Source organism: Fredinandcohnia quinoae (assembly GCF_022427965.1).
GTDB classification, from domain to species: domain Bacteria; phylum Bacillota; class Bacilli; order Bacillales; family Bacillaceae_L; genus Ferdinandcohnia; species Ferdinandcohnia quinoae.
Map to the genome: position 1 here is coordinate 1 of NZ_JAKTTI010000014.1, position 26,800 is coordinate 26,800.

Annotated in this window: 24 protein-coding genes and 1 other RNA gene; 8 read left to right on the forward strand and 17 right to left on the reverse strand. The window is 35.6% G+C overall.

Annotated elements, in window-relative coordinates:
- Positions 1–115: 115 nt before the first annotated feature.
- The gene (locus MJG50_RS10335; protein ID WP_240255470.1) at positions 116–1,096 is read right to left on the reverse strand and encodes a nuclease-related domain-containing protein; all 981 of its coding nucleotides are present in this window, start codon (positions 1,094–1,096) and stop codon (positions 116–118) included.
- Positions 1,097–1,379: 283 nt separating this feature from the next.
- Between MJG50_RS10335 and MJG50_RS10340 the strand changes: the two genes are divergently transcribed.
- Complete coding sequence (locus MJG50_RS10340; RefSeq protein WP_240255472.1) at positions 1,380–2,387, forward strand: ketoacyl-ACP synthase III; 1,008 nt, start codon at positions 1,380–1,382, stop codon at positions 2,385–2,387.
- A gap of 48 nt (positions 2,388–2,435) precedes the next feature.
- Here MJG50_RS10340 and MJG50_RS10345 read toward each other — a convergent pair whose 3' ends face one another.
- Positions 2,436–4,163: an ABC transporter substrate-binding protein gene (locus tag MJG50_RS10345; RefSeq protein ID WP_240255474.1), complete on the reverse strand. Its 1,728-nt coding sequence runs from the start codon at positions 4,161–4,163 to the stop codon at positions 2,436–2,438.
- A 112-nt stretch (positions 4,164–4,275) separates the two neighbouring features.
- Between MJG50_RS10345 and MJG50_RS10350 the strand changes: the two genes are divergently transcribed.
- Positions 4,276–5,493 carry an MFS transporter gene (locus tag MJG50_RS10350; RefSeq protein ID WP_240255476.1) on the forward strand — a complete coding sequence of 406 codons (1,218 nt, stop codon included), beginning with the start codon at positions 4,276–4,278 and terminating at the stop codon, positions 5,491–5,493.
- A 145-nt stretch (positions 5,494–5,638) separates the two neighbouring features.
- Here the strand turns inward: MJG50_RS10350 and MJG50_RS10355 are convergent, their stop codons facing one another.
- The 7 genes from MJG50_RS10355 to MJG50_RS10385 form a co-directional block, all read right to left on the reverse strand.
- Entirely contained in the window at positions 5,639–7,597 is a 1,959-nt protein-coding gene (locus tag MJG50_RS10355) for a S9 family peptidase (protein ID WP_240255478.1), read from the reverse strand.
- A 36-nt stretch (positions 7,598–7,633) separates the two neighbouring features.
- The gene (locus MJG50_RS10360) at positions 7,634–8,689 is read right to left on the reverse strand and encodes a serine hydrolase domain-containing protein (RefSeq protein ID WP_240255480.1); all 1,056 of its coding nucleotides are present in this window, start codon (positions 8,687–8,689) and stop codon (positions 7,634–7,636) included.
- A gap of 251 nt (positions 8,690–8,940) precedes the next feature.
- A complete protein-coding gene (locus MJG50_RS10365; RefSeq protein ID WP_240255482.1) occupies positions 8,941–9,219 on the reverse strand; it encodes a CD3324 family protein in 279 nt (92 codons plus the stop codon).
- Positions 9,220–9,374: 155 nt separating this feature from the next.
- The gene (locus MJG50_RS10370) at positions 9,375–11,339 is read right to left on the reverse strand and encodes an FtsX-like permease family protein (RefSeq protein ID WP_240255484.1); all 1,965 of its coding nucleotides are present in this window, start codon (positions 11,337–11,339) and stop codon (positions 9,375–9,377) included.
- On the reverse strand, positions 11,329–12,093 hold the full coding sequence (locus MJG50_RS10375) for an ABC transporter ATP-binding protein (RefSeq protein WP_240255486.1): 765 nt from the start codon (positions 12,091–12,093) through the stop codon (positions 11,329–11,331). Before MJG50_RS10375 ends, MJG50_RS10370 begins: the two co-directional genes overlap by 11 nt.
- A gap of 119 nt (positions 12,094–12,212) precedes the next feature.
- Positions 12,213–13,193, reverse strand: coding sequence for a sensor histidine kinase (locus MJG50_RS10380; RefSeq protein ID WP_240255488.1), 981 nt, complete (start codon positions 13,191–13,193; stop codon positions 12,213–12,215).
- A 29-nt stretch (positions 13,194–13,222) separates the two neighbouring features.
- Positions 13,223–13,921, reverse strand: coding sequence for a response regulator transcription factor (locus MJG50_RS10385; protein ID WP_240255490.1), 699 nt, complete (start codon positions 13,919–13,921; stop codon positions 13,223–13,225).
- 439 nt (positions 13,922–14,360) lie between these two features.
- Here MJG50_RS10385 and MJG50_RS10390 point away from each other — a divergent pair, with 439 nt between their 5' ends.
- Positions 14,361–15,125 carry a protein kinase domain-containing protein gene (locus MJG50_RS10390; RefSeq protein ID WP_240255491.1) on the forward strand — a complete coding sequence of 255 codons (765 nt, stop codon included), beginning with the start codon at positions 14,361–14,363 and terminating at the stop codon, positions 15,123–15,125.
- A 14-nt stretch (positions 15,126–15,139) separates the two neighbouring features.
- On the opposite strand, the gene MJG50_RS10395 is transcribed toward MJG50_RS10390, so the two are convergent.
- The 4 genes from MJG50_RS10395 to MJG50_RS10410 form a co-directional block, all read right to left on the reverse strand.
- Positions 15,140–15,340: a hypothetical protein gene (locus MJG50_RS10395; RefSeq protein ID WP_240255493.1), complete on the reverse strand. Its 201-nt coding sequence runs from the start codon at positions 15,338–15,340 to the stop codon at positions 15,140–15,142.
- A gap of 158 nt (positions 15,341–15,498) precedes the next feature.
- Complete coding sequence (locus tag MJG50_RS10400) at positions 15,499–16,362, reverse strand: energy-coupling factor transporter transmembrane component T family protein (RefSeq protein WP_240255495.1); 864 nt, start codon at positions 16,360–16,362, stop codon at positions 15,499–15,501.
- Positions 16,350–18,053 carry an ABC transporter ATP-binding protein gene (locus tag MJG50_RS10405; RefSeq protein ID WP_240255497.1) on the reverse strand — a complete coding sequence of 568 codons (1,704 nt, stop codon included), beginning with the start codon at positions 18,051–18,053 and terminating at the stop codon, positions 16,350–16,352. The genes MJG50_RS10400 and MJG50_RS10405 overlap by 13 nt, the downstream gene beginning before the upstream one ends.
- Entirely contained in the window at positions 18,050–18,907 is an 858-nt protein-coding gene (locus MJG50_RS10410) for a DUF8171 family membrane protein (protein ID WP_240255498.1), read from the reverse strand. The genes MJG50_RS10405 and MJG50_RS10410 overlap by 4 nt, the downstream gene beginning before the upstream one ends.
- A gap of 158 nt (positions 18,908–19,065) precedes the next feature.
- Here MJG50_RS10410 and MJG50_RS10415 point away from each other — a divergent pair, with 158 nt between their 5' ends.
- Positions 19,066–19,881, forward strand: coding sequence for a MurR/RpiR family transcriptional regulator (locus MJG50_RS10415; RefSeq protein ID WP_240255500.1), 816 nt, complete (start codon positions 19,066–19,068; stop codon positions 19,879–19,881).
- A 227-nt stretch (positions 19,882–20,108) separates the two neighbouring features.
- On the opposite strand, the gene MJG50_RS10420 is transcribed toward MJG50_RS10415, so the two are convergent.
- Positions 20,109–20,867 (reverse strand): SDR family NAD(P)-dependent oxidoreductase, encoded by a 759-nt coding sequence (locus tag MJG50_RS10420; RefSeq protein ID WP_240255502.1) that lies wholly within the window; start codon positions 20,865–20,867, stop codon positions 20,109–20,111.
- Positions 20,868–21,017: 150 nt separating this feature from the next.
- Between MJG50_RS10420 and MJG50_RS10425 the strand changes: the two genes are divergently transcribed.
- From MJG50_RS10425 to MJG50_RS10440, 4 genes are all read left to right on the forward strand, one after another.
- Positions 21,018–22,280 carry a helix-turn-helix domain-containing protein gene (locus MJG50_RS10425; RefSeq protein ID WP_240255504.1) on the forward strand — a complete coding sequence of 421 codons (1,263 nt, stop codon included), beginning with the start codon at positions 21,018–21,020 and terminating at the stop codon, positions 22,278–22,280.
- Between the two features lie 152 nt (positions 22,281–22,432).
- Positions 22,433–22,777, forward strand: coding sequence for a PadR family transcriptional regulator (locus tag MJG50_RS10430; RefSeq protein ID WP_240255506.1), 345 nt, complete (start codon positions 22,433–22,435; stop codon positions 22,775–22,777).
- A complete protein-coding gene (locus MJG50_RS10435; RefSeq protein WP_240255508.1) occupies positions 22,761–23,972 on the forward strand; it encodes a DUF2812 domain-containing protein in 1,212 nt (403 codons plus the stop codon). Before MJG50_RS10430 ends, MJG50_RS10435 begins: the two co-directional genes overlap by 17 nt.
- 301 nt (positions 23,973–24,273) lie before the next feature.
- Positions 24,274–24,681: an LAGLIDADG family homing endonuclease gene (locus MJG50_RS10440; RefSeq protein ID WP_240255509.1), complete on the forward strand. Its 408-nt coding sequence runs from the start codon at positions 24,274–24,276 to the stop codon at positions 24,679–24,681.
- 370 nt (positions 24,682–25,051) lie between these two features.
- On the opposite strand, the gene ssrA is transcribed toward MJG50_RS10440, so the two are convergent.
- The 3 genes from ssrA to MJG50_RS10455 form a co-directional block, all read right to left on the reverse strand.
- Positions 25,052–25,390, reverse strand: a transfer-messenger RNA (tmRNA) gene (gene ssrA / locus MJG50_RS10445).
- A gap of 341 nt (positions 25,391–25,731) precedes the next feature.
- The gene (gene smpB / locus MJG50_RS10450; RefSeq protein WP_240255511.1) at positions 25,732–26,199 is read right to left on the reverse strand and encodes an SsrA-binding protein SmpB; all 468 of its coding nucleotides are present in this window, start codon (positions 26,197–26,199) and stop codon (positions 25,732–25,734) included.
- Between the two features lie 122 nt (positions 26,200–26,321).
- Positions 26,322–26,774, reverse strand: coding sequence for an HIT family protein (locus MJG50_RS10455; RefSeq protein WP_240255513.1), 453 nt, complete (start codon positions 26,772–26,774; stop codon positions 26,322–26,324).
- Positions 26,775–26,800: the final 26 nt, after the last annotated feature.

A 26,800-nucleotide genomic window follows, 5' to 3' on the forward strand; every position in this document is an offset into this window, starting at 1 on the left:
TTAATTTGAGAGTGGTTGTTTCTCTAAAACTGTCTACTATATAGGTACAATAGCAATTTAATGACCGTATTTTCAAAATAACGACCGTATTTCCAATTTATGATCTATCGGCAACTTATTTTATAGAAAAATCTGGAGGAAAATAATAGATTCTATTCTTTTGACCTCCGTTATGCGATAGATTCAATGATTTCAGAATGGTTTTAGCTGCAGAACTGGACTGAAGGTTTAAAAAATCACGGAGGTTTCGATTTGTAACCTCATTTCCTATAAGAAGTAGATAATCATTAATCGCCCCTAGGTATGCAGTTTGGGATGAAAAGCCACATTTCAAGCAGCGCCACAATCTTTGTGCTCGTTCCATCGGTAGATTGTTACAATTTGAGCAGCATACCCCCTTAATTAATTCATCCTCTTGAATTCCGAACTGCTCAAAAATATTTTGTTTGTGCGGTGTATGTTTCTTCATTAAAAATCTAGAAATCTTTTGCAACTGCTTCTTTTCCAAAACCTCTTTATAATGGCTTTTTTCAAAAGTTTCAACCATATCGAGGAACTTAGTACTTTTAATCACTTTTTGGATTTGTTTATGGTTGGGGGTTGCTGTGAGAAGCGCAGAAGGATTTGTAAAAACTGCAAGACTTTCAATCGGTAGAGGTGAAAACTTATTAGTTGTTAATAATTTTTTCAGTTGCTGCTGTTGTCTATTAATCTGGGCAATTGGGCAAGGGTATACTTTTTTCTCTTCTTTATATGTTTGAATTAGCTGATTAAATTTACCATCAAACAACAGTTCTCCACGGTAATTTTTCGCATCAATAATGAGCGTAAATGTTGGGGTAACGATGAGAAGATCAATTTCGAAGAAGTGTTCGCCGGAGGTATCAGGAAGGCGGAGATTATGAAAAATGAGGTACTCTTTTTCTTTTAGAAAACTAAGATAATACTTTAAGGATTGCTCGCCCCTGTAACCAGACATTCTTCTTGCGTATTCACTGCTAATATCGGTATATCTAGGATGATTTTCTGCTAGTCTTCTAAGAAGCGCTTCTAACTTTCTAACTCTGAGTGGTATTTCCAACTCTTTTTTGTTCATTTGGTCAACTCCTTTTAGCTGATACGTCATATTTCTACAAAAATTGCAGAAATCCTGCGGAAATTTGATCGGGATTTTGTACTTTTTTTAATTTACGGGCGTTATTTTTGAAATACGGTCATTATTTGAAAAATACGGACGTTATTCTCGAAATACGGTCATTATTTGAAAAATACGGCCGTTAGCAAATTCACCACATAAAAATTTGATTTTTCATACATTTAACCATATAATTAGCACCAAGTACTAATATCAGATACTAACCATAATGAGGTGTAAAAGGATGATAGGTGCAAGAATCACCGCTATTGGGACTTATGTGCCCGAGAAAAAGCTAACAAATCATGAGCTTGAGCAAATGGTTGAAACGAATAACGAGTGGATTATCCAAAGAACAGGCATACAAGAAAGAAGAATTAGTCATTCAGATGAATTTACAAGTGATTTATGTGTGGCGGCAGTAAATGATTTAATGCAAAGATATAATAAAACCGTTGAAGATGTTGATATGATTATTGTCGCAACTAGTACACCCGATTTCCCTTTCCCATCTGTTGCAAGTATTATCCAGAATCGATTAAATATCTCACAAGCTGGAGCCATCGATCTTAGTGCAGCATGTGCAGGATTTGTATATGGGTTGCATACTGCACATAGCTTTATTACCTCTGGGCTTCATAGAAAGATATTAGTAATTGGAGCGGATGCTCTTTCAAAAATCACGGATTACACTGATCGAAGCACATGTATTTTATTTGGTGATGGTGCTGGAGCTGTACTAGTAGAAAGAGATGACGAATATGAACATTTCAATGGTTTTCACCTTGGCAGTGACGGCAGCGGGGCACAGCATGTGTACCGGACTGGCATCTCGAAAAAAGTAAACGGGATTGAGTTACTCGATACTCAATATCTCGTGCAAAATGGGAGAGAAGTTTTTCGGTGGGTTGTCAGAAATGTACCTGATTGTATTAAGCAGCTCTTAGAAAAAACGAACTCCAGCTCAAAACAGATTGATTGGTTTATCCCACATAGCGCCAACCTACGTTTGATTGAGCCAATATGTGAAAAGCTTGAATATCCGCTAGAAAAAACACTTTATAGCTTAGAGTATTTCGGAAATACATCTGCTGCCACGATTCCTTTAGCACTTGATCTTGGTATTCGTGAAGGAAAAGTAAAAAATGGAGACAAGGTACTGATGTATGGCTTTGGATCTGGTTTGGTCCATGCGGGACAATTGCTAAAAATAAATTTTGATGAACAAATCAATGCTCCAACACCTTTTTAATAACGTATATTATGTTCTCCAGTTTTGTAAACTGGAGAACCAATCCTTCTAGCTAGGAATCCATAACTTCGTATAGTCAATATGGCCGAATGAGTGAGATTCTACGTCCTTAATATTCGGATCCATGAATCTAGTAACAATAGGATGATACAAAAAGAACATGGCAAGCTCCTTTTTTAAATACTGCTCGATTTCCTCCATTATGATTGTTCTTTTATCCTTTTCTTCTTCAAGTTCAAATAAATATAACTTTCTCTGTACGTACTCTTCTATTTCTTTTGAAAACAATCTATTAAAAAGTAATACTTTATTTTTAAAAGCATATGAGAATGCAAGGTGTTTATCGAATGAAAGTGACAATCCCATCATCAGGATATCAATCTCTTTCTCTACCCCTTCTTTTATAAACTCAGAGTATGAAATGGGACAAATATTGAGTGATATCCCAAATTTACTTGCTTCATTTTGCAACCACTGAGCCTCTCTCAATACGGGATATTTATTAAAGCAAAATAGATTCAGAGTTTCTCCTTTATACCCAGAAGATTCAATGAGAGCAGCTACTTTTTGGGGCGATCTTGTCTCTGACCTAGAACGTTCGATGTCAAGACTACTTGCTTCGAAAATATCCATCTGTAAGTCATTTTCCATCTTTTGTACATTAAATACATGATAGATTGCCTCTCTAAAATCATGCTGTTGAATGATATTTTTACGTTGTAAATTAAAAGACAATAGGTATACCCCTGAATCGTTTATTCTATACTTGCTTGGTTCAATATCGGTTGTACTCTCCTTGCCGGCAAGATAAATCATTCTTGCAGCTTCTTTAGTGACATGGTAAAAATGGATTTCATCGATCAAAGGCCGTTCTTTGAAATAATAATCATTCGCTTGTAAAACCATCTTATATTCCGTTCTTTCTTTCAATTTAAAAGGCCCAGTACCAATCCATTCGAACTCATTAAACTCCACATTAGCTGGTAAAATACAAAAAATAGGTGCAGAAAGATACCGTAAAAAAAACGGATTCGGCTCAACAAGATGAATTTCTATTTTATGTGAATGAGGACATTCCACTTTTTCAATATTTCCAGCAAGCCATGAATATGAGGGATTCCCCTTCTTAATTCGTTCAATCGTGGAAGCCACATCATAGCTCGTAACATTTTCCCGATTATGAAAATATACACCTTTCCTTAAATAAAACGTCCAAATTCGTTCAGTTGGGTCTACATAAAAATGATGGGCAATATGCGGGATAAAACAATCCCTTTCCTTATCATAGCGTACGAGTGTATCCCCTAAATACTCGATAAGATGTGTTTCTAGAGCCAATGAAACACGTAATGGATCCAGTGTAGTAATTTCTCGAACTTTAAAAGTATGGAGTATATCTCTCGACTCTGAGTAATCATGCTTGAGTCCTAGTAACTCACTAATTTCTTTTGACGAATTGGCAACCCATCCCTTAGGAATCGGAAGACGAAGAATTTCAGCAATCTTATCAAGTTTACCCTCTTCAACATAATCGTTAATTAAGGTTTCCATCTCTTCTTGAAATGAAGTAAAATAACTAATTTTAGATACATTCCCTCTTCCTCTTCCAGGCTGATACGCAAGGAGTCTCTCTGATACGAGCTGCTTTAAAATACGCTTCGTATTCTTTCTAGAGCAAAACCATAGTGCATCAACATCCTCTAATTTCAAATCGTACTGTTTGTCTTTTTCAAAATGCATTAAATAAGACCGCAAAGTGAAATAACGTTCTTTCAAGATTGACACCTCCTAAAAGGGGACATATTTAACATAATAGTACCCTTTTTCCCCCTTTTTAGAAAGTTCATAATAATGTTAAGCAAATTGTAAAAATGAAAGGATGAATAAAATGCATACATATTCAGTATTACGAGAACGAAATGCAATTCTTTATTTTTCTGGAACAGCATTATCTAAATTAGGGGATAAGTTATATATCATTGCGATACCATGGCTCATTTTTGAATTAACACAGTCTGCTGCAAGTATGGGGATGATGTTTCTATTTCAGACATTGCCATTTATTTTTATTTCACCCATTGCAGGCGTACTGGCAGATCGTTTGCCACGTAGAATACTATTGTTCATAAGTGCACTTCTTCAAGGTGCATTAGTATCTATTATTCCAATATTACATCATTTACAGATCCTGCATATTTGGCATATTTATATACTCGGTTTTTTAATTGCATGCATAGGGGCAGTTTTTTCAGTAGTAAATTCTACAGTCGTTCCGCAATTATTTAAAAAAGAAAGCTTAATAAAAGTCAATGCCCTCCATCAGTTCATTGATACTTCCTCTGTTTTGTTTGGAAGTATGATTGCAGGAATATTAATATCAAAAATCAACGTGTATAATGTTCTTTTTCTTGATGCGTTTTCATATATTCCAATTGCTATTTCAATTCTATTTTTAATTTTTATAACAGAGGAATCACCTAAAAAGAGCAAATCGAATTCTTTTGAGCAGCTTCGTGAAGGAGCTAACTTTTTAGTGAACCATCCAGTGTTAGGACCATTTACATTACTTGTCTTAATCGTAAATATAGCCAATGGAGCATTAATTAGTATGCTTGTATACTTTTCTCGTGAAAAATTATTATTAACTTCTGAGGAGGTCGGGTGGGTTTATGCCGGTGCAGCCGTTGCCCAAATTGCAGCGATAATTATCGTGAACTTCCAAGGGAATAAAGGAAACCATATTCGACTCATGTTAATTAATCTATTTATATGTGCAATCGGAATCATAACGGTTGCGTTTAGTTGGAATTGGCAAACATTATTACTTGCAGTCGCTATTCAAAGTGCACCTGTGATTATGTTTAATGTTCTATTTAAAACGATGCGCCAGAGCTTAGTTCCATCCCATATATTTGGTCGAGTAAATGGATTAATCATGATGCTTGGCTTAGGAACATTGCCATTAGCAGGGTTTCTTACAGGAATATTAGCTGAAGTCATCGACATTCGAATTATATTCTTTTCCCTCGGACTCATTTCTTTATTTGCACCATTACGTTTTACAAGGTTAACTAGAATAAATATTAAGGAAGAAGAGGTGATGTAGAGGGAGGGTGAAGCTCTTTTTACAGGACGAAGAGAAAAACAGACCCACCACAATCAGTGAGTCTGTTTTTCTTGCTAGAGTACTACAAAGTGGAAATTACATAGAAATATCATAGTGCTTCAATCACAGGATATCCATTGAAAACTCACAAAACCACAAAACCCTCCATACTGTCTCCAAGAATATAATGTGAAAACCACATCAAATTCTGCTTCATTATAGCTACATTAATTCCTGGTTGGTCAGGACTATATGCCATTCCTTTAAATATAATTAATTCTGTTTCAACTTCCATATCCCTTAATCCTTGATATAGCTCGTATGCATTTGGAGTTGGGACTCTTTCATCCTTTTCGCCATGCTGGATTAAAGTGGGAGTACAGGCTGATTTAGTATATGTCACTGGTGATGTTTTAGTATATATCTCAGGATCATTCCATGGAGTATTTCCTAAATACATCCTAATAAAATAAGGGATATCTGTATTTACATAATGGGTACTCCAATTCGTAATTCCCCCTCCAACTGAAATAGCTTTAAATCTACTACTACATGTAGAACAAAAGGCTGAAATATATCCTCCATAGCTCCATCCCATAACCCCTACTCGATCTTTATCTGCAATCCCTTTGTTAACTAGACTATCTACTCCACATATAACATCATCGTAGTTAGCAATCCCCAGTTTTCGATAGTTAGCTTTTAGGAATTCATTACCATAACCAGAACTTCCCCTGTAGTTTGGTTCTAAAACAATAAAGCCTTTTTCGATAAACTGCTCAATCGGATATTTCTCATTAAAACAGCCAGAAAATATTGGAAAGGATGCCCAAGCTGGACCACCATGGATGATCACTAATAAGGGATATTTTTTATTTGCGTCAAACTCTACTGGAGTTGTTAAAACTCCCTCTATATCAAGACCATCACTACTTTGCCATGAGATTATCTCCCTGTTACTTTTAAGCTTTCCTTTGAAGAAGCTATTTTCATCCGTTATTTTTTTATCGTCTAAATAGATTTCAAAGGTTTCATTTGTTATGGCCATATTATAGGATATATGATTTCCATCTATTGTTATCGAAGCATCCATTATAAAGCAATCTTCTTTTTGGCTTAACATTTTCACAGAGCCATTCTCAGATAACAACCCAATATGGTAATTCGTTTTATTCTGCCATTTAATTAATATTCCTTTTGCTGTCCACCGTAATGGAATAACCGTACTATCAAAATCTATTAAAGGTTGAATGTGCTCGCCATTATTTAGATCATATATTTCTAGAGTACTGTCTTGTATTTGGGTCTTATAGTAATCCTTCTCCCGTATGCTTGCTGAATAACATATTTTGCTGCCATCCGGAGAAAAGCAAACGCTACCCCCTAACAACTTATCTATATTCAACTTTTGTAGCTCTCCAGCTCTAATATCTAGTATGTATAGATCTCCATTCATAAAATCTTCCATCTTTGAACTGGGTGTAGCCATAAATACAGCCTTATTCCCATCATTTGAAATATCAAATTCATGGATATGAAAATCCTGACCATCAGTTAGTTGATTAACAACGCTATTTTCGAATTCATATTTATCATTTTTTTCAATGTAATATAAACTATTATTCTGATATTCCTTACCTATATGGTGAAAATCTCCATATAGTTCCTTACGTTTCATTATCGCCTCTGATTCTTTTGACTGTGCAACATAATAAATACCCTTGCCAGAAGACCCCCATTTGAATCTACTGACCCCTTCTTTCTCATCAGTCATTTGAACCTCTGAATAATCATCTATTGACTTAACGAAAATTTGTTTTTTCTTATGATCCCCGTCACCAACTGGACTAAGGTATGCGATATCTCTAGAATCTGGAGACCATAATAGGAATGTACTATCTATGTCTTTAGTTATTAAGGGGGAACACTGCCCCTTATCTTTTTCATATATCCATACATGATTCCTATATGTATTGTCTTTCCAGTCAGCTGTCTTCTTGACGAATGCTACGTTTTTGCCATCATTACTTATATTTGTATCTGATAAGCTTGGGATTGAAATAATTTCTTCTATACGTAGATATGTTTTTTCATTCATTTTCATTATTCCCCCCATACTCGATAATCACAGCGTATTATTTTACTCGCCTAGTAGTTCTTGTACTTCCCATGCTAAATCCCACACATTTGTATCTTGATTGGCCAGTATGATAATGGTTGTATTCGTTTTAGGATAGTAATTCATAATACTGCATACACCTGGATTGATTCCATCCTTTTGAATGTATTTGATCTCCTCTGTGTCATTTTTAATTAAAAATTGAAATCCGTATCCCATTACTTCAGTAACCTTTTCATGTATTCGATAGCTTTCTTTCGGGGTAAAAATTTCATTCGTCAGTTCATCAGATAGTAATTTTCCAGCTTTAAGACTTCGTAAAAATAAGTCCAAATCCGTGACAGTAGTTAGAGCACCAGCATCCGCCGAACCTATTGATGGATAGGAATAAATATTTTTTCGATACCAAATGATATTTTCATTGTCATCTAGAATGGAAGCATAGTGTTCTGCAGCATGTTCAACAACTTGATCCATTGAATAGAACCCTGTGTGCTTCATCCCAACCACATCAAAAATATGTTTCTTTACATATTCTCGATAGCTCATTCCACTTATTTTTTCAATAATTAAACCTAATAAAATAAAAGCACAATTATTATATCTGCAGCCTTCTCCAGGCTTGAAATTTGACTCTTTATGAATAAATTGAGGTAAATAATCTACCGTTTCAGTTACGGAATAATTTGGTATCAGCTTCCATAGTTCTTCATAGCTTTCTCCCGCTTCTTCATCTGCATCATCCGCAATGCCCGATGTATGCGTAAGTAAATGATAGATCGATACGTCCTTACTAATGGCCGATTCTCCAAGATCTAGAATGCTAAGGACTCTATCTTCCAAACTTAGTAATTGTTCATCAATTAATTTGAAAATGGCAACCGAGGTAAATATTTTTGTTATCGATGCTGTATCAAATTTTGTATCTAATTGGTTTGGAACCTGCCAGCCTTGATGAGCAAATCCATATGCTCTATGGAAAACAGTTGTCTCTCCTTTTTTCACATAGCCTACTCCAGAAAAATTTTCACGATCTGCATACTTTTTAAAGATATTTTCTATTTGGTTTGTAATCATCACGTTTCTCCTCCTCGCTATTTTAAACGTAACATGAAAGGTATCATAATAGACGCTCAAAAACATGTAGGAATAGAATATGATCTAAAGAAAACCGGTGGTACAATTAACACAATAGTGGTGATGTGATTTCCTGTAGGAGCCTTTATACGGTACGTATAACCAGCGACCGGAAGGAATATCACATCACCATTGTGCTATTTATGTCGAGCAAGAAAAAAGGATGTGATTATTCACATCCCGATTTAGTGTTATGAACTTTGTACTCTTTCTTGCCTAATGATCCTCTGCAAACTTTTTTCAGAAAGATAATAGATGGTTGTTAATTCCGATATAGTAGCGCCATTCAGATAGCTTTTATAAATTTCACGATTTCTCTTTTTTAGAGCCTCACGTGATCCGCTCTTCTCACCCCAGGATTTTTTATTTTCATTTTTTCTGGGGATGTATAACGGCTTTCCATCTACATATTGTTGAATGATTTTAATGATTTCTTCTGGTAAAACACTTTCCGCGTTAATATAACTCATGTCCTGCTCCCTCCATTTTTAGAAAAAATTTTAGAGTATGGAGCAAAAATTACCGCGAAAGTATACTAGTTATCTTTCATACCATTCATACAAACATGATCATCTATATCACCTCGTAAATTCACATAATTTTCTCTATTATAACACCAATTGATTTAAAAATTATTTTCAGTTAGTTGATTTACCATTTTTCTTCTTGCATATAAGAAATATCCGACCTGGATGAGTAAATAGATGCCTGCAACGAGACCGAAGTGAACGAGTAATTCTGGATTTTTCATGATTCCACCAACATCCGTAGCTAATACAACGATGTAGGTGTAGGCTAAAGTAGTGCCAAGAATAATTGGTATAAAGAAAAGGGTTATTAATTCCTTAGAAATGATTCTTTTAACTTCTTTTACCGTAATTCCTATTTTATATAGTTTCCGGTATTTTTCCTTTTCCCGATCAATATCGGAAAAGAGATTTAAGTATAATAGAATAAATGTTCCAAAAAAGAAGGAGACACTTAAAAATGTGATAACAAAGAACATGATTCCATTCGTATTTTTGTTGTAATTATAATCGGCTATTTTAGACTCAACCCGAACTAAATCTTCTTCAGATGTAAGCTCCGTTCGAATATCTTCAATAGGTGGATTAGATTGATTATACCGATGAAGCCGCTCCTCTAATTCCTCAACCGCATCGGTTGTTTCCTTCCAATTGGCTACGTTAAATAATTGAATGGTTGATTCAAATCCTTCCAAGTTGCGTTTTAGGAGCTCGAATTCGGAATGACTAACAATAATAAATTCATAAGCATTACTCAATAAATTAATGTTCTTTTCAGTAATTGATTCCTTCATTTTCAAGGAAAGATCATCATTACCAATTGGGAAGGCAAGACCGTGAGCATAAGCGTTATTTTCAGATGCATATTCCGGCTCACTATTTTCATAGTACATATATTCCCCATTTTGCAAGCTTTTCGGACTGGAAGTTAATTGATTAAAATCATCCACTGACATAAAGACATAGCTATATTGCCAATCCGTGTTCGGATTGTACTGATAATAGGTAAAGGTCGGGATCATTAGATGCTCTTTTACTGGATGTTCCTTCTTGTCAATGACTGAATAAATTTCATCCAAAGGTAGATTATTTTTTGTTTCTGTTTGGACAAATGCAAGATCATAAGGATTGTTATCAATCGCTTGCTTTTCTGATGATTGATAAAAGGTTAACACTAGCGAACTATAAAAGATTGTTACCATAATCATGACAGTCACAAGCATTAAAATGGATGTTAGTTGTTTAAATTTATAATCCAAGCTTGATAAAGATAATAGTCTTTTAAAATAAAATGGTTTATTTTTCTTCGCAATTTCGATAAAGAAACTCATAAACTGATTGAGGCTTATGTATAAACCCAATAATATTGCAATTGTCCAAAGTAATAGTAACCCACCCGTTATTTCAGAAAATGTAAAATAAAGCATCAGGGCCGAACCAACCATCATCGCTAGTCCAACAGCTCCAAATAGTGGGCTTCTCAACTTTATCGTCTCTCGCACCCTATCACTCTTCAAGCTTTGAAGAAGATTTCGGTTAAGAGTAAGGAAGAGCGATTTTCCAACTACTATTGAAAATACAGCTAAGAAGATACCAATTGAGTACATGAACATTTTAGCATTCAGATGAAATGGGATATCTTCTAAACCGACACTCTTCATTAAGAGTAAAAAAAATAATCTAGAAAAGATTGTACCTGAGAGAATACCGGATATGATTGAAGCGAGAGCAATGACACCATTCTCCAGTAATAATAATTTGCTTATATCCCGCCCTGACATTCCTAATGTCATGAAAAGTCCGAACTCACTTTTTCTCCTTTTGATAAAAATCGTATGTGCGTAATTAATGAAAAAAACTGTAAAAACAACAAGGGCAACAACTGGAACTGTTAGAACCTCTTGGATCCCTTCTAGCTTTTTCGCTTGGACTACTTGGTCATTGAAATACACGCTCAAAAACATAAAGAAGAACATTACTGCAAAGCTATTGCATACATAATAAACGATATATTTCTTATATTGAACCTTTGCCATTTTCAAAACGATCTGATTAAATGTCATGGGTTCTTCCTCCTAGTACGGCGAGGTTATCCATAATTTGATTTAAGAACTCCTTCCTACTACCTTTTTTTACGATGTAGGAATGGATTAGACCGTCTTTTATAAAGATTACTTTCTGGCAATAGCTAGCAGCAAAAACATCATGTGTCACAAGAAGAACAGTCGTCGAAAGCTCCTGAACGATTTTTTCAAAGCATTCCATGATTACCGCTGAAGATTTAGAATCCAAGTTTCCAGTTGGCTCGTCGGCAAAAATGATACTTGGCTCATTCACTAATGCTCTACTAACTGCCGTTCTCTGCTGTTGCCCCCCGGAAATATTATATGGGTATTTATGTAAGATCGATTCAATTTCAAAAAGTCTGGCTAGTTCTAGCACCTTTTGTTCCATTTCGTTTGCTGTTTTCTTTTCAAGAATCATTGGTAGAATGATATTTTCTTTTACCGTTAGGCTATCTAAAAGATTGAACTCTTGGAACACGAAGCCTAATTGCTTTCGACGAAACAGAGCTAGTTGTTCCCCTGCCATCTCACTTATTTCTTTATCAGAGATTTTGACTTCACCTGAAGTGGGCTTATCAATCCCACTCATTACGTTAAGCAATGTAGTCTTCCCACTACCAGATGGTCCCATAATCGCAATAAATTCCCCTTTATGTATGGTAAGGCTTATTCCGTTTAAAGCAGTTGTTGAGCCTGCCCCACTTTGCTTTCCGTAAATTTTCACTATTTTACTAGCATCTAAAATAACCATTGTATTTCCTCCCCAACGCAATTGTAAACTCTGTACTAATTGTAAGGTACCCAAAAAATCTCAACCATCGCATATGCTAAAAATACCTTACATTTTTGTAAGGTATTTTGGATAATTAGTTAATGGCCTTTCCCTGTTAACCAACGGATCGTTACGGTTGTACCTTCTGAAAGGGTGGATTCAATAGTAATAGTTTGACCTAATTTGTCGGCTATTTTTTTGCTTAGATAGAGTCCAATGCCAGTGGAATTAGGAAACCTCCTGCCATTTTCACCTGTGAAAAATGGTTGAAAAACTCTTTCAAGATCATAGGAAGGAATTCCGACACCTTCGTCTATTATTGATAAAGTAGTATAATTCCCTAATTCATTAATACGAAATAGTAGTTTTTTATTCCCGCTTTTAGTACTAGAATATTTAATCGCATTGGAGATGATTTGATCTATTAAAATTTCGTTCCACTTTGAATCGGTGACAATATAGGCAGTCTTTCCCTCATATTCGATGGATGGAAAAATAGATTGATAAATACATTCCTTTTTACGTCCATTTATTAGTTTTCTTAATGAGATTAGTAAGTCAACAGACTTTACCTCCAGGTCATTTTCAAAGCTATCCATTCTAATCATCGTGAGAGCTTGTTCGATAGATGTATGTAGCCGTTTGTTTTCTTGCTGAATTTTTTCAAATGTCTCAGATGATTCTTCTTTGTTAATGATTAATTCAATCACAGAAACAGGTGTTTTTAAATAATGCATCCAATGAGATAAGAAATATAATCTCTCTTTATTCTGCTCTTTCATTTCATTGTATTTACTACTATGTTCACTAATTGTTTTATTCAACAATTGCTGAAATGCTTTCTGTTCCCCTGTATGTGCTTGGAGCTCACCATCTTGATTGTTTAACAACCGCTCAATGGCCCGATTTGCTGGATAATAGCGTAGCAAGTCTATTACTAAATATACTATTAATAAAAATAATCCAATTAAGGATGGATAGAAGAACTCTATGTCTACAGGGACTGTTAGATAGAAAAAGGTAATCATACATGCCATGCTTATCAAGTAAAATCCAATAAGAAGAAATCGATCTTTCAAAAATTTTATTAACACGTTTATAAACATTGTTATTTCTCCGTTAAAGTAGGTATGTGGAACATATACCCTACCCCTCTTTTACTTTTTATCGCTTGATCATACCCAAGCTTTGAAAGGATGCCCTTAAGTCTAGTCATGTTTACGGTTAATGTATTATCGTCCACGAAAGTGATCGAATCCCATACTTCCTCAATTAACTCTTCTCGTGCGACAAAAGTGCTCTGATGGTCCATTAATTTTTTCAGCAATTTATATTCATTTTTCGTTAACTCTAGCTTTTCCCCATCACAGGATAAAGAAAGTGTATTTGCATCAATACATAGGGGGCCAACACAGGTGTTGCTTGACTCCTTTGCTGCATATTCTCCGTAAACTCTCCTTAATGTCGCTTTCACTTTTGATTGTAGCATTTCAAAGGTAAACGGTTTTGTAATATAATCATCCGCCCCAAGCTCAATCGCCATAATCTGGTCTAGCTCTTGACTGCGTGCAGAAATAATCATGATTGGGACATTGGATTGCTTACGAAAACTTCTACATAAAAAATAGCCATCATAATACGGTAAATTAATATCTAGCAATACTAGATCTGGTTTGATACGTGCGAATTCCTCGATTATATTTGTAAAATTCTCAGGTCTATGTACAACATACCCGTAGCGCTCCAAATTGTCTTTGATAAGCTCACTTAACTGTGGATCATCTTCAATCAGCATCAGACTATACATTGTTGATTCTCCCTTTTAAACTTTGGGTTAATTTATTTGGTGTATATTCTTTTTAATAATAACATTTTTACTAGATAGGTTTATGAAATATTGGGAGATTTCATATTACGGTATAATTTGAATTTTAATTGCTAACGACCGTAAATTTTGAATAACGACCGTATTTTTGAAATAACAGCCGTATTTTCAAAATAATGACCGTATTTTCAAAATAACGACCGTAACTTCATTAGTAAGGTCTGTCTGCTATCATTTTTCAGAAAAAGTCCGGATGAAAATAGTAGATTCAGTTCTTTAATTTGATATAATTTCTATAATTAAGATATCTACTACTAAAGACACTCATTAGTTTGATAATTTAAGGGTTTTAAGCTAGTGTTTGTTTTAAATTTAAAACGAAGAGGTGAGGGAAGTTTCAATTTTACGTTCAATTCGAAAAATGTATCAATTTTTTGTAGATAAACCTTTTAAAGAAGGAACGATTATTAATAATCACTATGAGGTTGTAAGGGTTATTGGGACTGGAAGCTATGGCATTGTTTATCTTTGTAAGGACTTGAGGTCACAGAAGAATCGAGTGATTAAACAGCTTCGTCCAAGTAAACATCGGAGCAAAAAGGAGGTTGAGCTCTTTGAAATTGAAACCTCTTTTTTGCGTACACTGAATCACAAAAAAATGCCAATATTATACGAAACTTTCACAAATAACGAAGACTTTTTTTATGTAATGAGTTATATCGAAGGGGATAATTTGGAAGACCAAATTTTTTATACTAAAAAAACATTTAACGAAAAAGAGTCACTGCAAATTCTTGAACAGCTGCTTGAATTAGTCGATTATCTTCATCAAAAGAACATTTACCATCAAGATTTACGTATTCCTAATATTTTGCTTAAAAATAATGAGCTGTTTTTGATTGATTTTGGTTTGTCTAAGCTAGGAAAAGCGGTAGAATCAGCTCATTCCCTAAAAATGAAGCAGCAGGACTATTATGATCTAGGAGAAATCCTTTTATATTTGCTTTATACGACATACACTTCCAAATATAAAAAAGCCCTCCCTTGGACAGAAGAACTTTCTTTAGAAAATGAAACCGTTCATTTGCTGAAAAGACTATTACAAATTAATGAACCTTATTCAACTATCAAAGACATTTCAGACGATCTTCATGCTGCATTAAAGGCGAATGAAAAAGTAGATTAACGACAAAGAGGAGGTTAGCTGCTGCTTCGCCCTTTTCGTTTGTAATAATTACTACCACCAAATGGAGATCGTTTGTACCCACGGTTACTGCTGCTACCTCGGTGATAATACCCTTTTCTTCGATCACTGCTACTGCCACGACGATAATGACCATGTCTTCGCTCACTGCTGCCTTGGGAGAGATGCTTGATTTGCTTCATTATTTTTTTAAACATTGTTTTCCTCCTTTCAGCTTTTTTATCTTTGTTACTGTTTTGTTTATTCTAACATAATCTATGGACAAAATTTAATAATTAGTACTCTTCAATGTTTATAAGTACACATAATCAAGAATGGGATCCTTGTGAAAAAGATCCCATAACAAATGCAGCATCTAGCTGACAAATAGATCTCTTTTTGTAGCTAGAATTTGCTTAACTAATTTTTTCGTTAATGAAGCAGAACGAACTCTGAAATCCAGATCAGGCGAGATCTGAATACTGTAAGCCTTGTTCTCAATAGTTGCTTTTAATTCTGAGATTGTCTTTACAGCAGGATTTTTAAAAGCATTTTTACTCCCTTTTGTCTCTAGTGCTTCAATTGTTGTACGTGCCCTTTTTGCTGTGCTCAGCAGTAAAGGATAAAAAGACAAGACAGCTAGTTTAATAAAATATGCTGCATATCGCCAGTAGAGGATTCCCTTTTTATCTGGTGCCCTTCCTCTTAACCTGTAAGACATGAATACATGATTGTATTCCTCTAGTAGCAAAGGAAGCATCCGATAACCATATGAAATAGAAAATGAGACTTGCCCTGGTACGCCAATACTAAGTAATCCAATACTTAGTTTTTCCGGACCCATTGAGCTAAAAACAGTAATACTCGCTAGTGATATAACAGCGAGCTTCACCGTCAGCATCAATAACGGTTGAAGAACAGCCATATCACCCCCAAAAACGAGGGAAGCAATCAATAAATAACCGCCTTGACCTAGCAAGCCAAGAATTAGGATAAATAAAATTAGCTTGCTTACTCTTGTCATAATTGTTGTCAATACCGTAGCAGCCAACATACCGAATAATACAACTTCGTCATGTATAAACCACGGGACGATACCGAAAAAACCATACCAGATGAATAAAATACGCGGATCAAGTCTTGCAATAAATGTGTAGTCATTTGCATAAGCGGTGTTCATCAGTTCAATTTTAATTTGTTCGACATTAAGCTTATCAATCATACTTTTTACGTAATCCATGCGACTTCTTCCTCCTTATGATATAAGTCAATAAATGATTCGATGGAATAAGCAGCCGGTGAAAGACGCAGTCTATGGCTAAGTTCGACAATCTGGGGAGGGATAATGCCTGCTTTTTTCATTAATGGTACATTGGAAAACAACCCTTCTTTGTCCCCATCATAAATAATTTGTCCTTCGTTCATTACGATCACACGTGTGGACCATTCACTAACCAATTGCATATCATGCGTGGCAATCAAAACTAGTTCTGTGTGATGCTCAAGCTGATTGATAAATTTAGTCAGCTGTTTACGTGTGCCGATATCGAGATTGGCAGTGGGCTCATCTAGTAAAATAATCGTCGGGTCCATCGCTGCTCCGATTGCGAGGGAGGCTCTTCTCTGCTGGCCACCGCTCATAAGACGGCTGTCCTTATCCTGTAAGTCGGTTAAATTGAACAGCTCAAGGATTTCATTCACTTTCTTTTCATACCCATCTCTTTTCCTCGCTTTTAAGAAAAACTCCACATCCCTGCGAACAGTATCTTCAATAAACATCTGTTCAGGGTTTTGATAAATATAAGTCACACAATCTGCAAGCTGTTCTGGTGACTGATTGCTAGTGGAGTGCCCCAATACATCTACTGTCCCAAAAGCAGGTTTACGAAAGCCTGTTAAAAGCCGCATCAAAGTTGATTTGCCAGCCCCATTATTGCCGACAAGAGCAATCTTTTCACCTTTATATAAAGTCACATTTATGTTTTTTAATATATGGTTGTAGGAACGATCAACAGTTTTGTAAGAAAACTCTACATCGTGAAACGAAGCAACTGGCTCTTTCTGAAAACTTAATTCTGATTGATAAAACTGTGGTTCTTTTTGACGTATTTGATCTGTAAAATAATCCTCTGCTTCCTCCAGAGTAATTGGAAGAGAAGCCCTTTCACCAAGCTTATATGCAGCGAGTGTGACTTGTGGAGGGTAAATATGGCATTTTACTAATTCATCAATAGCTGTGAGGGCTTCCTTAACGGGTCTTTTCCATACTGATTTTCCCTTATCAAGCAATAAAACCTCGGAACAATAATCAGCGATAAATTCGGTATGGTGCTCTATTACAATAATCGTTTTTTGGTGCTGTTCATGTAGTTTTTTCAGTACATCATACATTTTTCTTGCATGATATGGATCCAGCTGTGCTATCGGTTCATCCAAAACAATAATATCCGGATTGAGTGCCAGACAGCCAGCCAGTGCCAGTAAGTGTTTCTGACCGCCGCTTAGTTGCCAGACAAATTCGTTTTCATAATTATCAAGTTCCACTAGTCGTAGTGCCTCTCGAGCACGCTCTTTATAATCTTTAAGACCGAAGTGAAGTGGTGCAAACGCAGCATCTTCCAATACTCTTGCTTGAACAAGTTGGTTTTCAAAATCTTGATATACATAACCGATATGCGCTGAAAGCTCTGCTACTGAACTAGTTGCGACGTCTAATCCATTGACTGAAGCTGACCCCTCAAAATCACCTGAGTAATAATGAGGAATTAAGCCATTCATCAGCTTGCATAATGTTGATTTCCCGCTGCCATTTCCACCGATGATAGCAAGAAATTCCCCTTTCTTAACATTCACATTCATGTTGTGTAAAATAGGTTCTTCTTCATTTGGGTATGTAAATGTTACATTATTAATGTTAATCACTGGATTCATGCTGCATTTTTCCTCCCTTTTTTGGAACGTGAAAGCAATGCATACACGATGGAAGCTGAAATAATTCCAGCAATTCCAAGGCTTATCCAAGTTAACATAGATTCAGAGTCTTCGGCGAAAGAAGCTTCCCATTCAAAAATGTTAAAATCCGTCTCAGATAAGAACTCAAATCCGAATGCTGAAAAGGCTAGAATCACCGCCATAATTACTAGTTTCGGATGTAAAATCCCCCGAATAGACCAAGCATCTTCTCTCGTACGAGGCTTCATTCCTAGCAATGGCTCTATTTTCCCGTACAACCTTGGTACAAGATATAATGTAGGAAGTAGAGCAAACAAGATACCTGAAAAGAAAACATCATTAAGGAATGAGAAACCTTCGACTACAACAACACTTTCCGCAAGACCTGGAAGAGCTTCAAAGTCATCGACACCAATCCAAACTTTCGTAATATCCACCATCATGCTGATTAATTGATGAATGATAACTCCCGACATAGCTGCAATTCCAACTTGACGCTTGTTTTTAGGATCAGTGACCATTATTCCAGCAATATACATCGCTAACGAAAATGAAATAAATTTTTCAAGTTCTCCAAAACCACCGAATTGGCCAAGCATTAATTCACCGAAAACAACTTCCCCAAGTGAAGCTCCCAGTGCTGCATAAAGAGGATTGAATAAGATACAAAGAGTCAATGGAATAAATGCGAAGTACTCGATGGAAAACTCAACTGGGCCTAAGTAAACAGATGGAACAAGTTCGGTAATCATGTTCGATAAACCATAAAGGGACATAGACAAAATAAAAACCATCATTTTCTGTGACTGAGTCAACTTAAAATTATTTTTCATTGGATTGCCTCCTTTAATCATTTCATCTTTATTCTAAGGAAGGAATATGAACGCAACTTAGTATCCATGTAAAGATTGCGTAAAACTATTATCATTTTCTTTCAATTTGATATTTTTTTATCATATAGTGCTATGATAATGAAAAAAGGGTGAAGCATATGTTTAATTTGAATGAGTTGTCTCCCAGTCAATTGAAGATTGGGCAGTGGATTTTACATAATGAATCGAGTGTGATGATCTGTACAGAACAGGATATAGCGAAGGCTGTTGGAGTAAGCGTTGCTTCTGTATCGCGTTTTTGGAAAGCAGCAGGATACCAAAACTTAAAAGCATATAAACAGCAGTTGAAAGAAAAACGTGATATTACACCTGCAAAGAAAATCCTAAAAACTGTCATTGATTTGGAATATGGGGACGTGCAAAGTCATCATTTAAATCGCAGTATCCATCATCTTCAAGCGACATTGGATCATTTTCAAAGAGAACAGTTTGAGGAAGCAATCACTCTTATTCGTAAGGCAAGCCGTCTGTTTATTTACGCACCAGGTCCATCACTCAGTCTTGGAGAGCTTTTAAGCTATCGGCTCAGGCGCTATGGACTGGACGTACGTCTAATCAGGTGGATGGGCAGCGAAATGCTGGAGGAACTCATACATATTAATGAGTCATGTGTCGTTTTCCTGTTTTGCTTTGGAAGACTGTTAAAGGAAGGAAAAGTGCTATTAAAGCATGCCAACGAAACAATGTGCAAAACAATTGTAATCAGTGACCAGTCTGTGTTGGATACCACTTCTCCCTTTGATATTCTTCTGTACGCAGACCGAGGAGAGAAAGATGAATTTCATTCTATGATTGCACCGTTATTTTTATTGGAGAATTTAATTGTGGAAATTGGAAGAGATGAAGGTTCTCTCACTTATATGGAGTTCCTTGACAGACTTCGAAAAACGTACAAAGAAGATATTCCTCGCTAATTGAGGACAGTGAGCATCCCTTGTTTTATTGTGGGGATTACAAGAGAAGAATAAAGATTATTCAAATTTCGAGTTCATTTTCGTTCTGATTGACATGCTGCAACTAGGTGATGCTTGCCATACATAATATTATAATAGATTTCTTCATATTATTTCCTCCAATTTTTTATATCATTATTAGAGAGATGTTGCCTTTTAACAGGCTACACCTCTCGATGATTTTTTGATTATAAAGTTAAACCGCCATCAACAAGAACAATTGAACCAGTCATATAGCTTGCTTTTTCTGATGCTAAATAAGCAACCATTTCTGCAAGTTCTTTAGGAGCAGCATATCGGCCCATACGCATATTCGGTAGTTCTTCCGGAATGTACCCACCTTTTTCAAACTGCTCAGTAACACTAGCTGTTAATGCCGTTTCAACTCCTCCTGGACAAAGGGCATTAATTCGAATTCCTTTTTTTGCATATTCTAATGCAGCACCCTTAGTTAAGGCTACAACCGCATGTTTACTTGCAGAGTACACAGCAACGCTATGTTCTGCGCGAACTCCTGCAGTAGAAGCAGTGTTTATAACGGATCCGAATCCTTGCGCTTCCATCACTTTCAATACATATTTCATTCCAAGGAAGATCCCCTTCACATTGACAGACATAATACGGTCAAATTCAGATTCCTCTACTTCAGTGAATGGTGCGAACTTTTGGATAACACCTGCATTATTGAAGAATATATCAATACGACCATATGTTTCAACTGCTTTATTTACATAGTTTTGCACATCTTCAGTTTTTGAGACATCCGCTTGAATGAAGATACCTTCTCCACCTTGTTCTTTCACAAGCTTTAATGTTTCTTCCCCTGTTTCCTTATTGAAATCCACTACTACAACTGTTGCACCGTCACTAGCAAGTTTCAAACTACTTGCTCTTCCGATTCCACTTCCTGCACCAGTAATTACAGCAATTTTATTAGATAATTCCATGTTCAATTCCTCCCTACTTAATTCTTACACCCATAATTTTATTCCTTGCTTAAGAATAAATATTGTATTATCTTACGAATAATAGTATTTATTTAACCATTCTAAATAGCTATCGAATATAAAAAAATATGAATGGAGTTTATAGAATTGATGGAAATGGCCATACAAGATTTACAATATATATGTGAGCTTATATATAAAGTGCATAACATCCCTGTTTTTTATGTCAATCAATCAGGAGAGATTGAACACGAATTTGCAAGTAGAGAACTACGGGATAATCCATATTACAGCCCGTTCATAGAGCAGATTAGTATATATACTTTCGAAGATAATCCAATGGATTTTCCAATCTTCTTTTCTAATTCAAATTTGAAATTTTTCTTTGTCAATTTAAAAAGAGCAAATCTATATTTAGGAACCGTTATTTTAGATCCTACCCTCGAGTCAGAAGTATCTGAAGAAAGTATTAGCAAGATCCTGGACGCTTTTAAAGGAAACCTGAATAAAAGGAAGATCATTGAATATTATCATTCAATCCCCATTATTGATAGTCAACAATTCCTATCGCTAAGTTTATTGGTTTATTTTTTGATGTATCATAAAAAACTAGATAAGGAGATGGTCATCAAAAATAATAAAGAATTAACCCTTAATATGAATGAATCAGAGAATCCCGACCTTGAAATTTCAAAAGGAAGAAGGAATTTCATTTTTCATTCCAATCTATCATACGAACAGGTTTTATTAGATTGCGTAAAAAATGGAAGGTTAGATAAATTAAAGGATATCTTTGATTACTCTATTTTGGGTGAGGCAGAATTAGGATTATTGTCGAAACGTAATCGCCTAAGAAGTGAAAAGAATTTAATGATAACTGGAATTGCACTCGTTTGCAGAGCGGCTATTGAAGGTGGTTTAAATGAAGAAACAGCCTTTACCTTAAGTGATTTCTATATTCAACAACTTGAGGAATTAGGAAGCTTAAATGAAATATTAAAATTTACGGAAGAAGCCATAATGGATTTTACCAATCGTGTGCATCAATTAAATGAAGAAAAATATTCTGCAACAATCACAGCTTGTCAACATTATATTTATAATCATATTTATGAAGAAATCACACTAGATCAACTTGCACAACTGTGTCATTTAAGCCCAAATTACTTATCCTCACTTTTTAGAAAAGAAGTTGGAACACCCATAAGTGAGTACATTCAACTGCAACGAGTGAATGAAGCAAAAAAGCTCTTGCGTTTAACAAATTATTCGATTTCAGACATCGGAACATGGCTAAATTTCAACGATCAAAGCTATTTTATAAAAGTCTTTAAAAAATACAGCGGCTTAACTCCTAAGCAGTTTAGAAATAATCATTACTCAGATCATAAATCGATTGATGAAATAGATTAAACACAAAACTACTAATTAGTATAGACTCTCCATAACACGAGGGTCTTTTTATGTTTTCTAAATTAAAATTCAGAAAATACTTGCATTTATATGTCACAGTGCGATATAGTCACAGTAAGATGTATTTTGATGTGATATAGGTGGTGAATAAATTGGAACTTAAGAAGGCAATTAAAAAATACGTGCCAATGACAGAGACCGCTTTTTATATTCTTTTTTCCTTGCACAAGCCAAAGCACGGCTATGGGATTGTAAAGCACGTAGAGGAAATCACCCATTCAAGAATTGTTTTAGGATCAGGGACTGTCTATGGAACATTATCTAAAATGCAAAAAGATGGACTAATTACCGTGTACGCAGATGAAGAAAGAAAAACCGTTTATGAAATTACAGCATTAGGAAAAGAAGTATTATTTGCAGAAATGGAACGGGTTAAAGAGGTTTATGAGAATATCTTGAAGTTTGGAGGAGATTTTCATGATGAAAAGGGTGTTTAGACCATTTTGGAGCTACAATATACTCGGAACTGAAGAGTGGTTAGCTGAGTTGGCTGAACAAGGTTGGCAGCTAGTAAAATTCAACCGTTTTACGAGAGTATTTTATTTTCAAAAAAGCGAACCGAAGACTTACTCGTATCAAATTGGCTTTGAAAGAATGAAAGATTATCAATTACCAAACGCGCTCAGTGCAGACGGCTGGCAAAAACAGTATCAAAATAGCAATTGGTATGTGATGAGAAATGAAAAGCCAAGGGAAGATATTAAAGTTACATCAGCACGGGAAAACATCATATTAAAAAATCGAGTTCATTATTTTATATATTGTGGATATCTTATTTATTGCGTACATCAGATACTCCTCAATTTCCTTGATTTATCTTTGCTGGTATTTTTACCAACATTCTTAACTGGCACTATTTTGGGCAGTCCACTTAGAATAATTTCTTACATCATAGCAGCATTTACCATATTTGCTTTTATGGTTTCCATCAGTTCCTTCAACAAAATTCGAAAAAGCAATAAACAATTGGTCAAGTGCCATTTTAATAGTCCTGCATTTGAAATGGGTGAGGAGCTAAGTGAATATCTTCCATTTGAATTTGAAGAGGAACAGAAACTAAGAAAAGCAGGATTATTACTGAAGAAACGAAATTTCACTTGGATGAACCAACCTGATAAACTGGAGGATTGGCTTGAGAAGATGGAGGCGAAAGGATTCAATTTACTCCATGTGAATCGCGGGACTACTTTTTATTTTTTGAAAGGTGACAAAAGGAAACTCAGCTATTGTGTCTTGTTTCAAAATGTACCGGATGAAACTGCCTATTTTTTCCATAAAGACAATGGTTGGAAACATATTTTTTCCGCAAGATCCCTTTGGCAAATATATTCAATTTGGGCAAAAGAATATGATGAAGAAGAAAAACCACAGATTTATAGTGAAAAGGAAATTCATTTAAAAGCTGCATGGAAAATTCCCTTCCCATATCTAATAATTGACGTACCATTGATAGCACTTTTTACCTTTTTCATTATCAAAAAGATAAACTGGAATCTTAATAGTACTGGAATTCTCAAACTGCTTAACGATTTTTATCTTATTTTGTTTACCCTATGCTTTTTAATTTTGTCTACCTCTACTTTTCAGTGTTTAAGATATTATTATCGGGTGAAGAAGAAATATGAGTATTAAGTAGAATGATTGAGGATAATAGATGAAGCCTTACAGTTCCAGTCAAGAATATCGACTCTTTTTTAACCCATCGACTTTGTAATTGTACCGGGGTGCAATCCTTACTTTAAGTATTGCACCCAATATTTCATGTACATTTCTCTATAAACTTACAAATATCAAGGTAATCTATTCCTACAAGATTCATGTCACGATAAATAATTTATTTAAGAAATTCTTTCATAGACGTTGCTAAAAAGTTGTAGAAAAAATATAATATATAAAACATACGTTCCTATTTATTGCAAAGGAGGATACCATAGTGCAGATTTGGGAGGCAGCTTATATTGCAGGAATTATTGACGGAGAAGGAAGCATTTCATTAACTAGAATGCATAAAAAGGAGCATCGACGTCCTTGCATTTCAATCGCATCAACTGACTTGGAGCTCCTCACATATATTCATAGATTAACCGGAGGGTATATTAATAATAAGAGAAATTATAGACCAAATATACATAAGGATTCTTACACTTTGTCAATCAAAAAGAAGGAAGAAGTTTTTTATACCTTACAACAGATAGTCCCATTCTTAAGGGTAAATAAAAAGCGAAATAGAGCCATTTGGATACTGGAAAACTATGAAAGAGTTACTCCTAGAAACGGAAAATATAGCCCAGAATTATTAAATAGTAAAGTTTTATTTGAGGAGTACTTTTTTGAAATGTAGTGGAAAAACATAAAAACAGACCCACCGATATTAGTGAGTCTGTGTAATGATAGTATTAACCACCAAATTATGTATTTGGTGGAGACGGTGGGACGTGCTCTTCCATGCTTTCGTCATGGCACTGACTATATCTTAGACCTGTAATCCTTCAGGCCTTCCGGCGTATTATGCGAAACATAATTTGTACCTGTTCAGGTAGGATTTCGCATCCTAGTACTACCTTTTAATGGCAGCCTATAAGTCGATACACGGCTGTTAGATTGCTCTACATACCGCTCGGCATTGCCTTACCACAATTGAATTGCGACTTAGGTTTCACCGATAAAGCCGGATTTTCACTTATGTGTTACCACATAAGGCGACTAATTACTAATCGAACCCACGTCCAAAGATATCGCTACTTAAGCATCTACGAGTGTAGTCGATATATTAGTGATTCGCTAACTCTTCAGCCTATCGACAGGCTTCCAAGCAGCTAGTCTGATTGTTCTCTTCCTTTGTCCTCAGACGGCGAACTCCGGCGTAGCCCACTTAGAGTGAGTCCCTTACCCTACCACATGGGCGATGGAGGGAGGAACCGCTATCGTCTGTTATTAAGCAGCGAAAGCGAAGTTGTTGTTTTCTTTGCCAGTTATAGGCGTTGACGTTTTAACGAGGCCGATCCCCTCGACTCGCAACTTAAGCTCGAACTACCCCTGTCGAATCCGTAGCGTCCCCATATGTCGAATGATAAGCGGCGAATCTACTTGCGCAGGATGTGCTGATCCGGGCGTTGCCACAGGACGTGGCTGCTTTTAGCCGGACTGCGTCAGCTTGGTCGCTCGAATCCTCACGTATTATAATACGTTCCGGTTCTCACTTCTGTCGCTTCCTTGACCTTCTTGCTTCTAATTCGCCATCCATTCATAAATGATAAGTAGCGAAGTTAATCACTAATTATCTGGGTGTTCGGATGAAGTGTTTTTCTAGCTTTTGTTGGCTATTCAGTTGTCTCTTACAAAACTTATTATAACACATGTACTGAAGTTTTCAATTGTAAGTTATTGTAAACTACTCTTTTTGACGATCTCTGAAAGCACGTTCGATATCGCGTTTTGCTTCCTTTTCCTTGAGATCTTGGCGTTTATCATATTTCTTCTTACCTTTACCAAGTCCTAATAATAGCTTTGCATAGCCATTTTTTAAGTAAATTTTAATTGGTACTAAAGCATAACCTTCTTCTTTTGTAAGCCCAATTAATTTACTGATTTCTTTTTTGTGCATTAGTAATTTTCTAGTACGCAGTGGATCATGATTATAGCGATTACCTTGTTCATAAGGGCTGATATGCAGATTATACAGAAACATTTCTCCGTTGTGAACACGCGCATATGAATCCTTTAGATTCGCACGACCATTACGAAGGGACTTGATTTCCGTACCTTGTAATACAATCCCGGTTTCATATGTTTCTTCGATAAAATAATCATGATTTGCTTTTTTATTTTGTGCAATCACTTTGCCGATTCCTTTTGGCATACTTACATCCCCTTATTAAACGGTACCTATCATTTTAACAAAAGATAGTGTCTTTCACAAGACTGACTACTTTATTAAACAGCTGCACTGAAGAAAGAGTTGTGACTGTCAATTCATGTGAATCATTCATAACTGTTTTTCGCGATGTGTTCCTTTATTCGATTACATAGCTTGATTACTTCTTCATTATCCCCCATAGGTGCATCTGACCAGTTATACACTGCAAATGGACCCCAATATTCTTCTGGTGTATTCGGGTAACGTGCAACGATATGCATATGAAGATGTGGAACAGAGTTTCCTGAAACTAAAGAATAAATATGTTCAGCCTGTTCAGTTTCAATCAGAGCCTTACTCACTCTCGCCATGATTATTCCAAAAGCCTTAGCTTCATCCATGTTCATATCACCAAGTGTAGGTGCATGCCTCTTAAGATCAATCATAATATGCCCCAGATAGCTTGGTTCACCGTTATTATCGATATGACCAACATATACATATTCATCCTCATATATCGTAATTCCAGCAGTTTGAATCGTACCTGCATGTTTATTGCAAATAAAACAATCATTCATTTTGAGCTTCCCCCTTTTATTTTTCC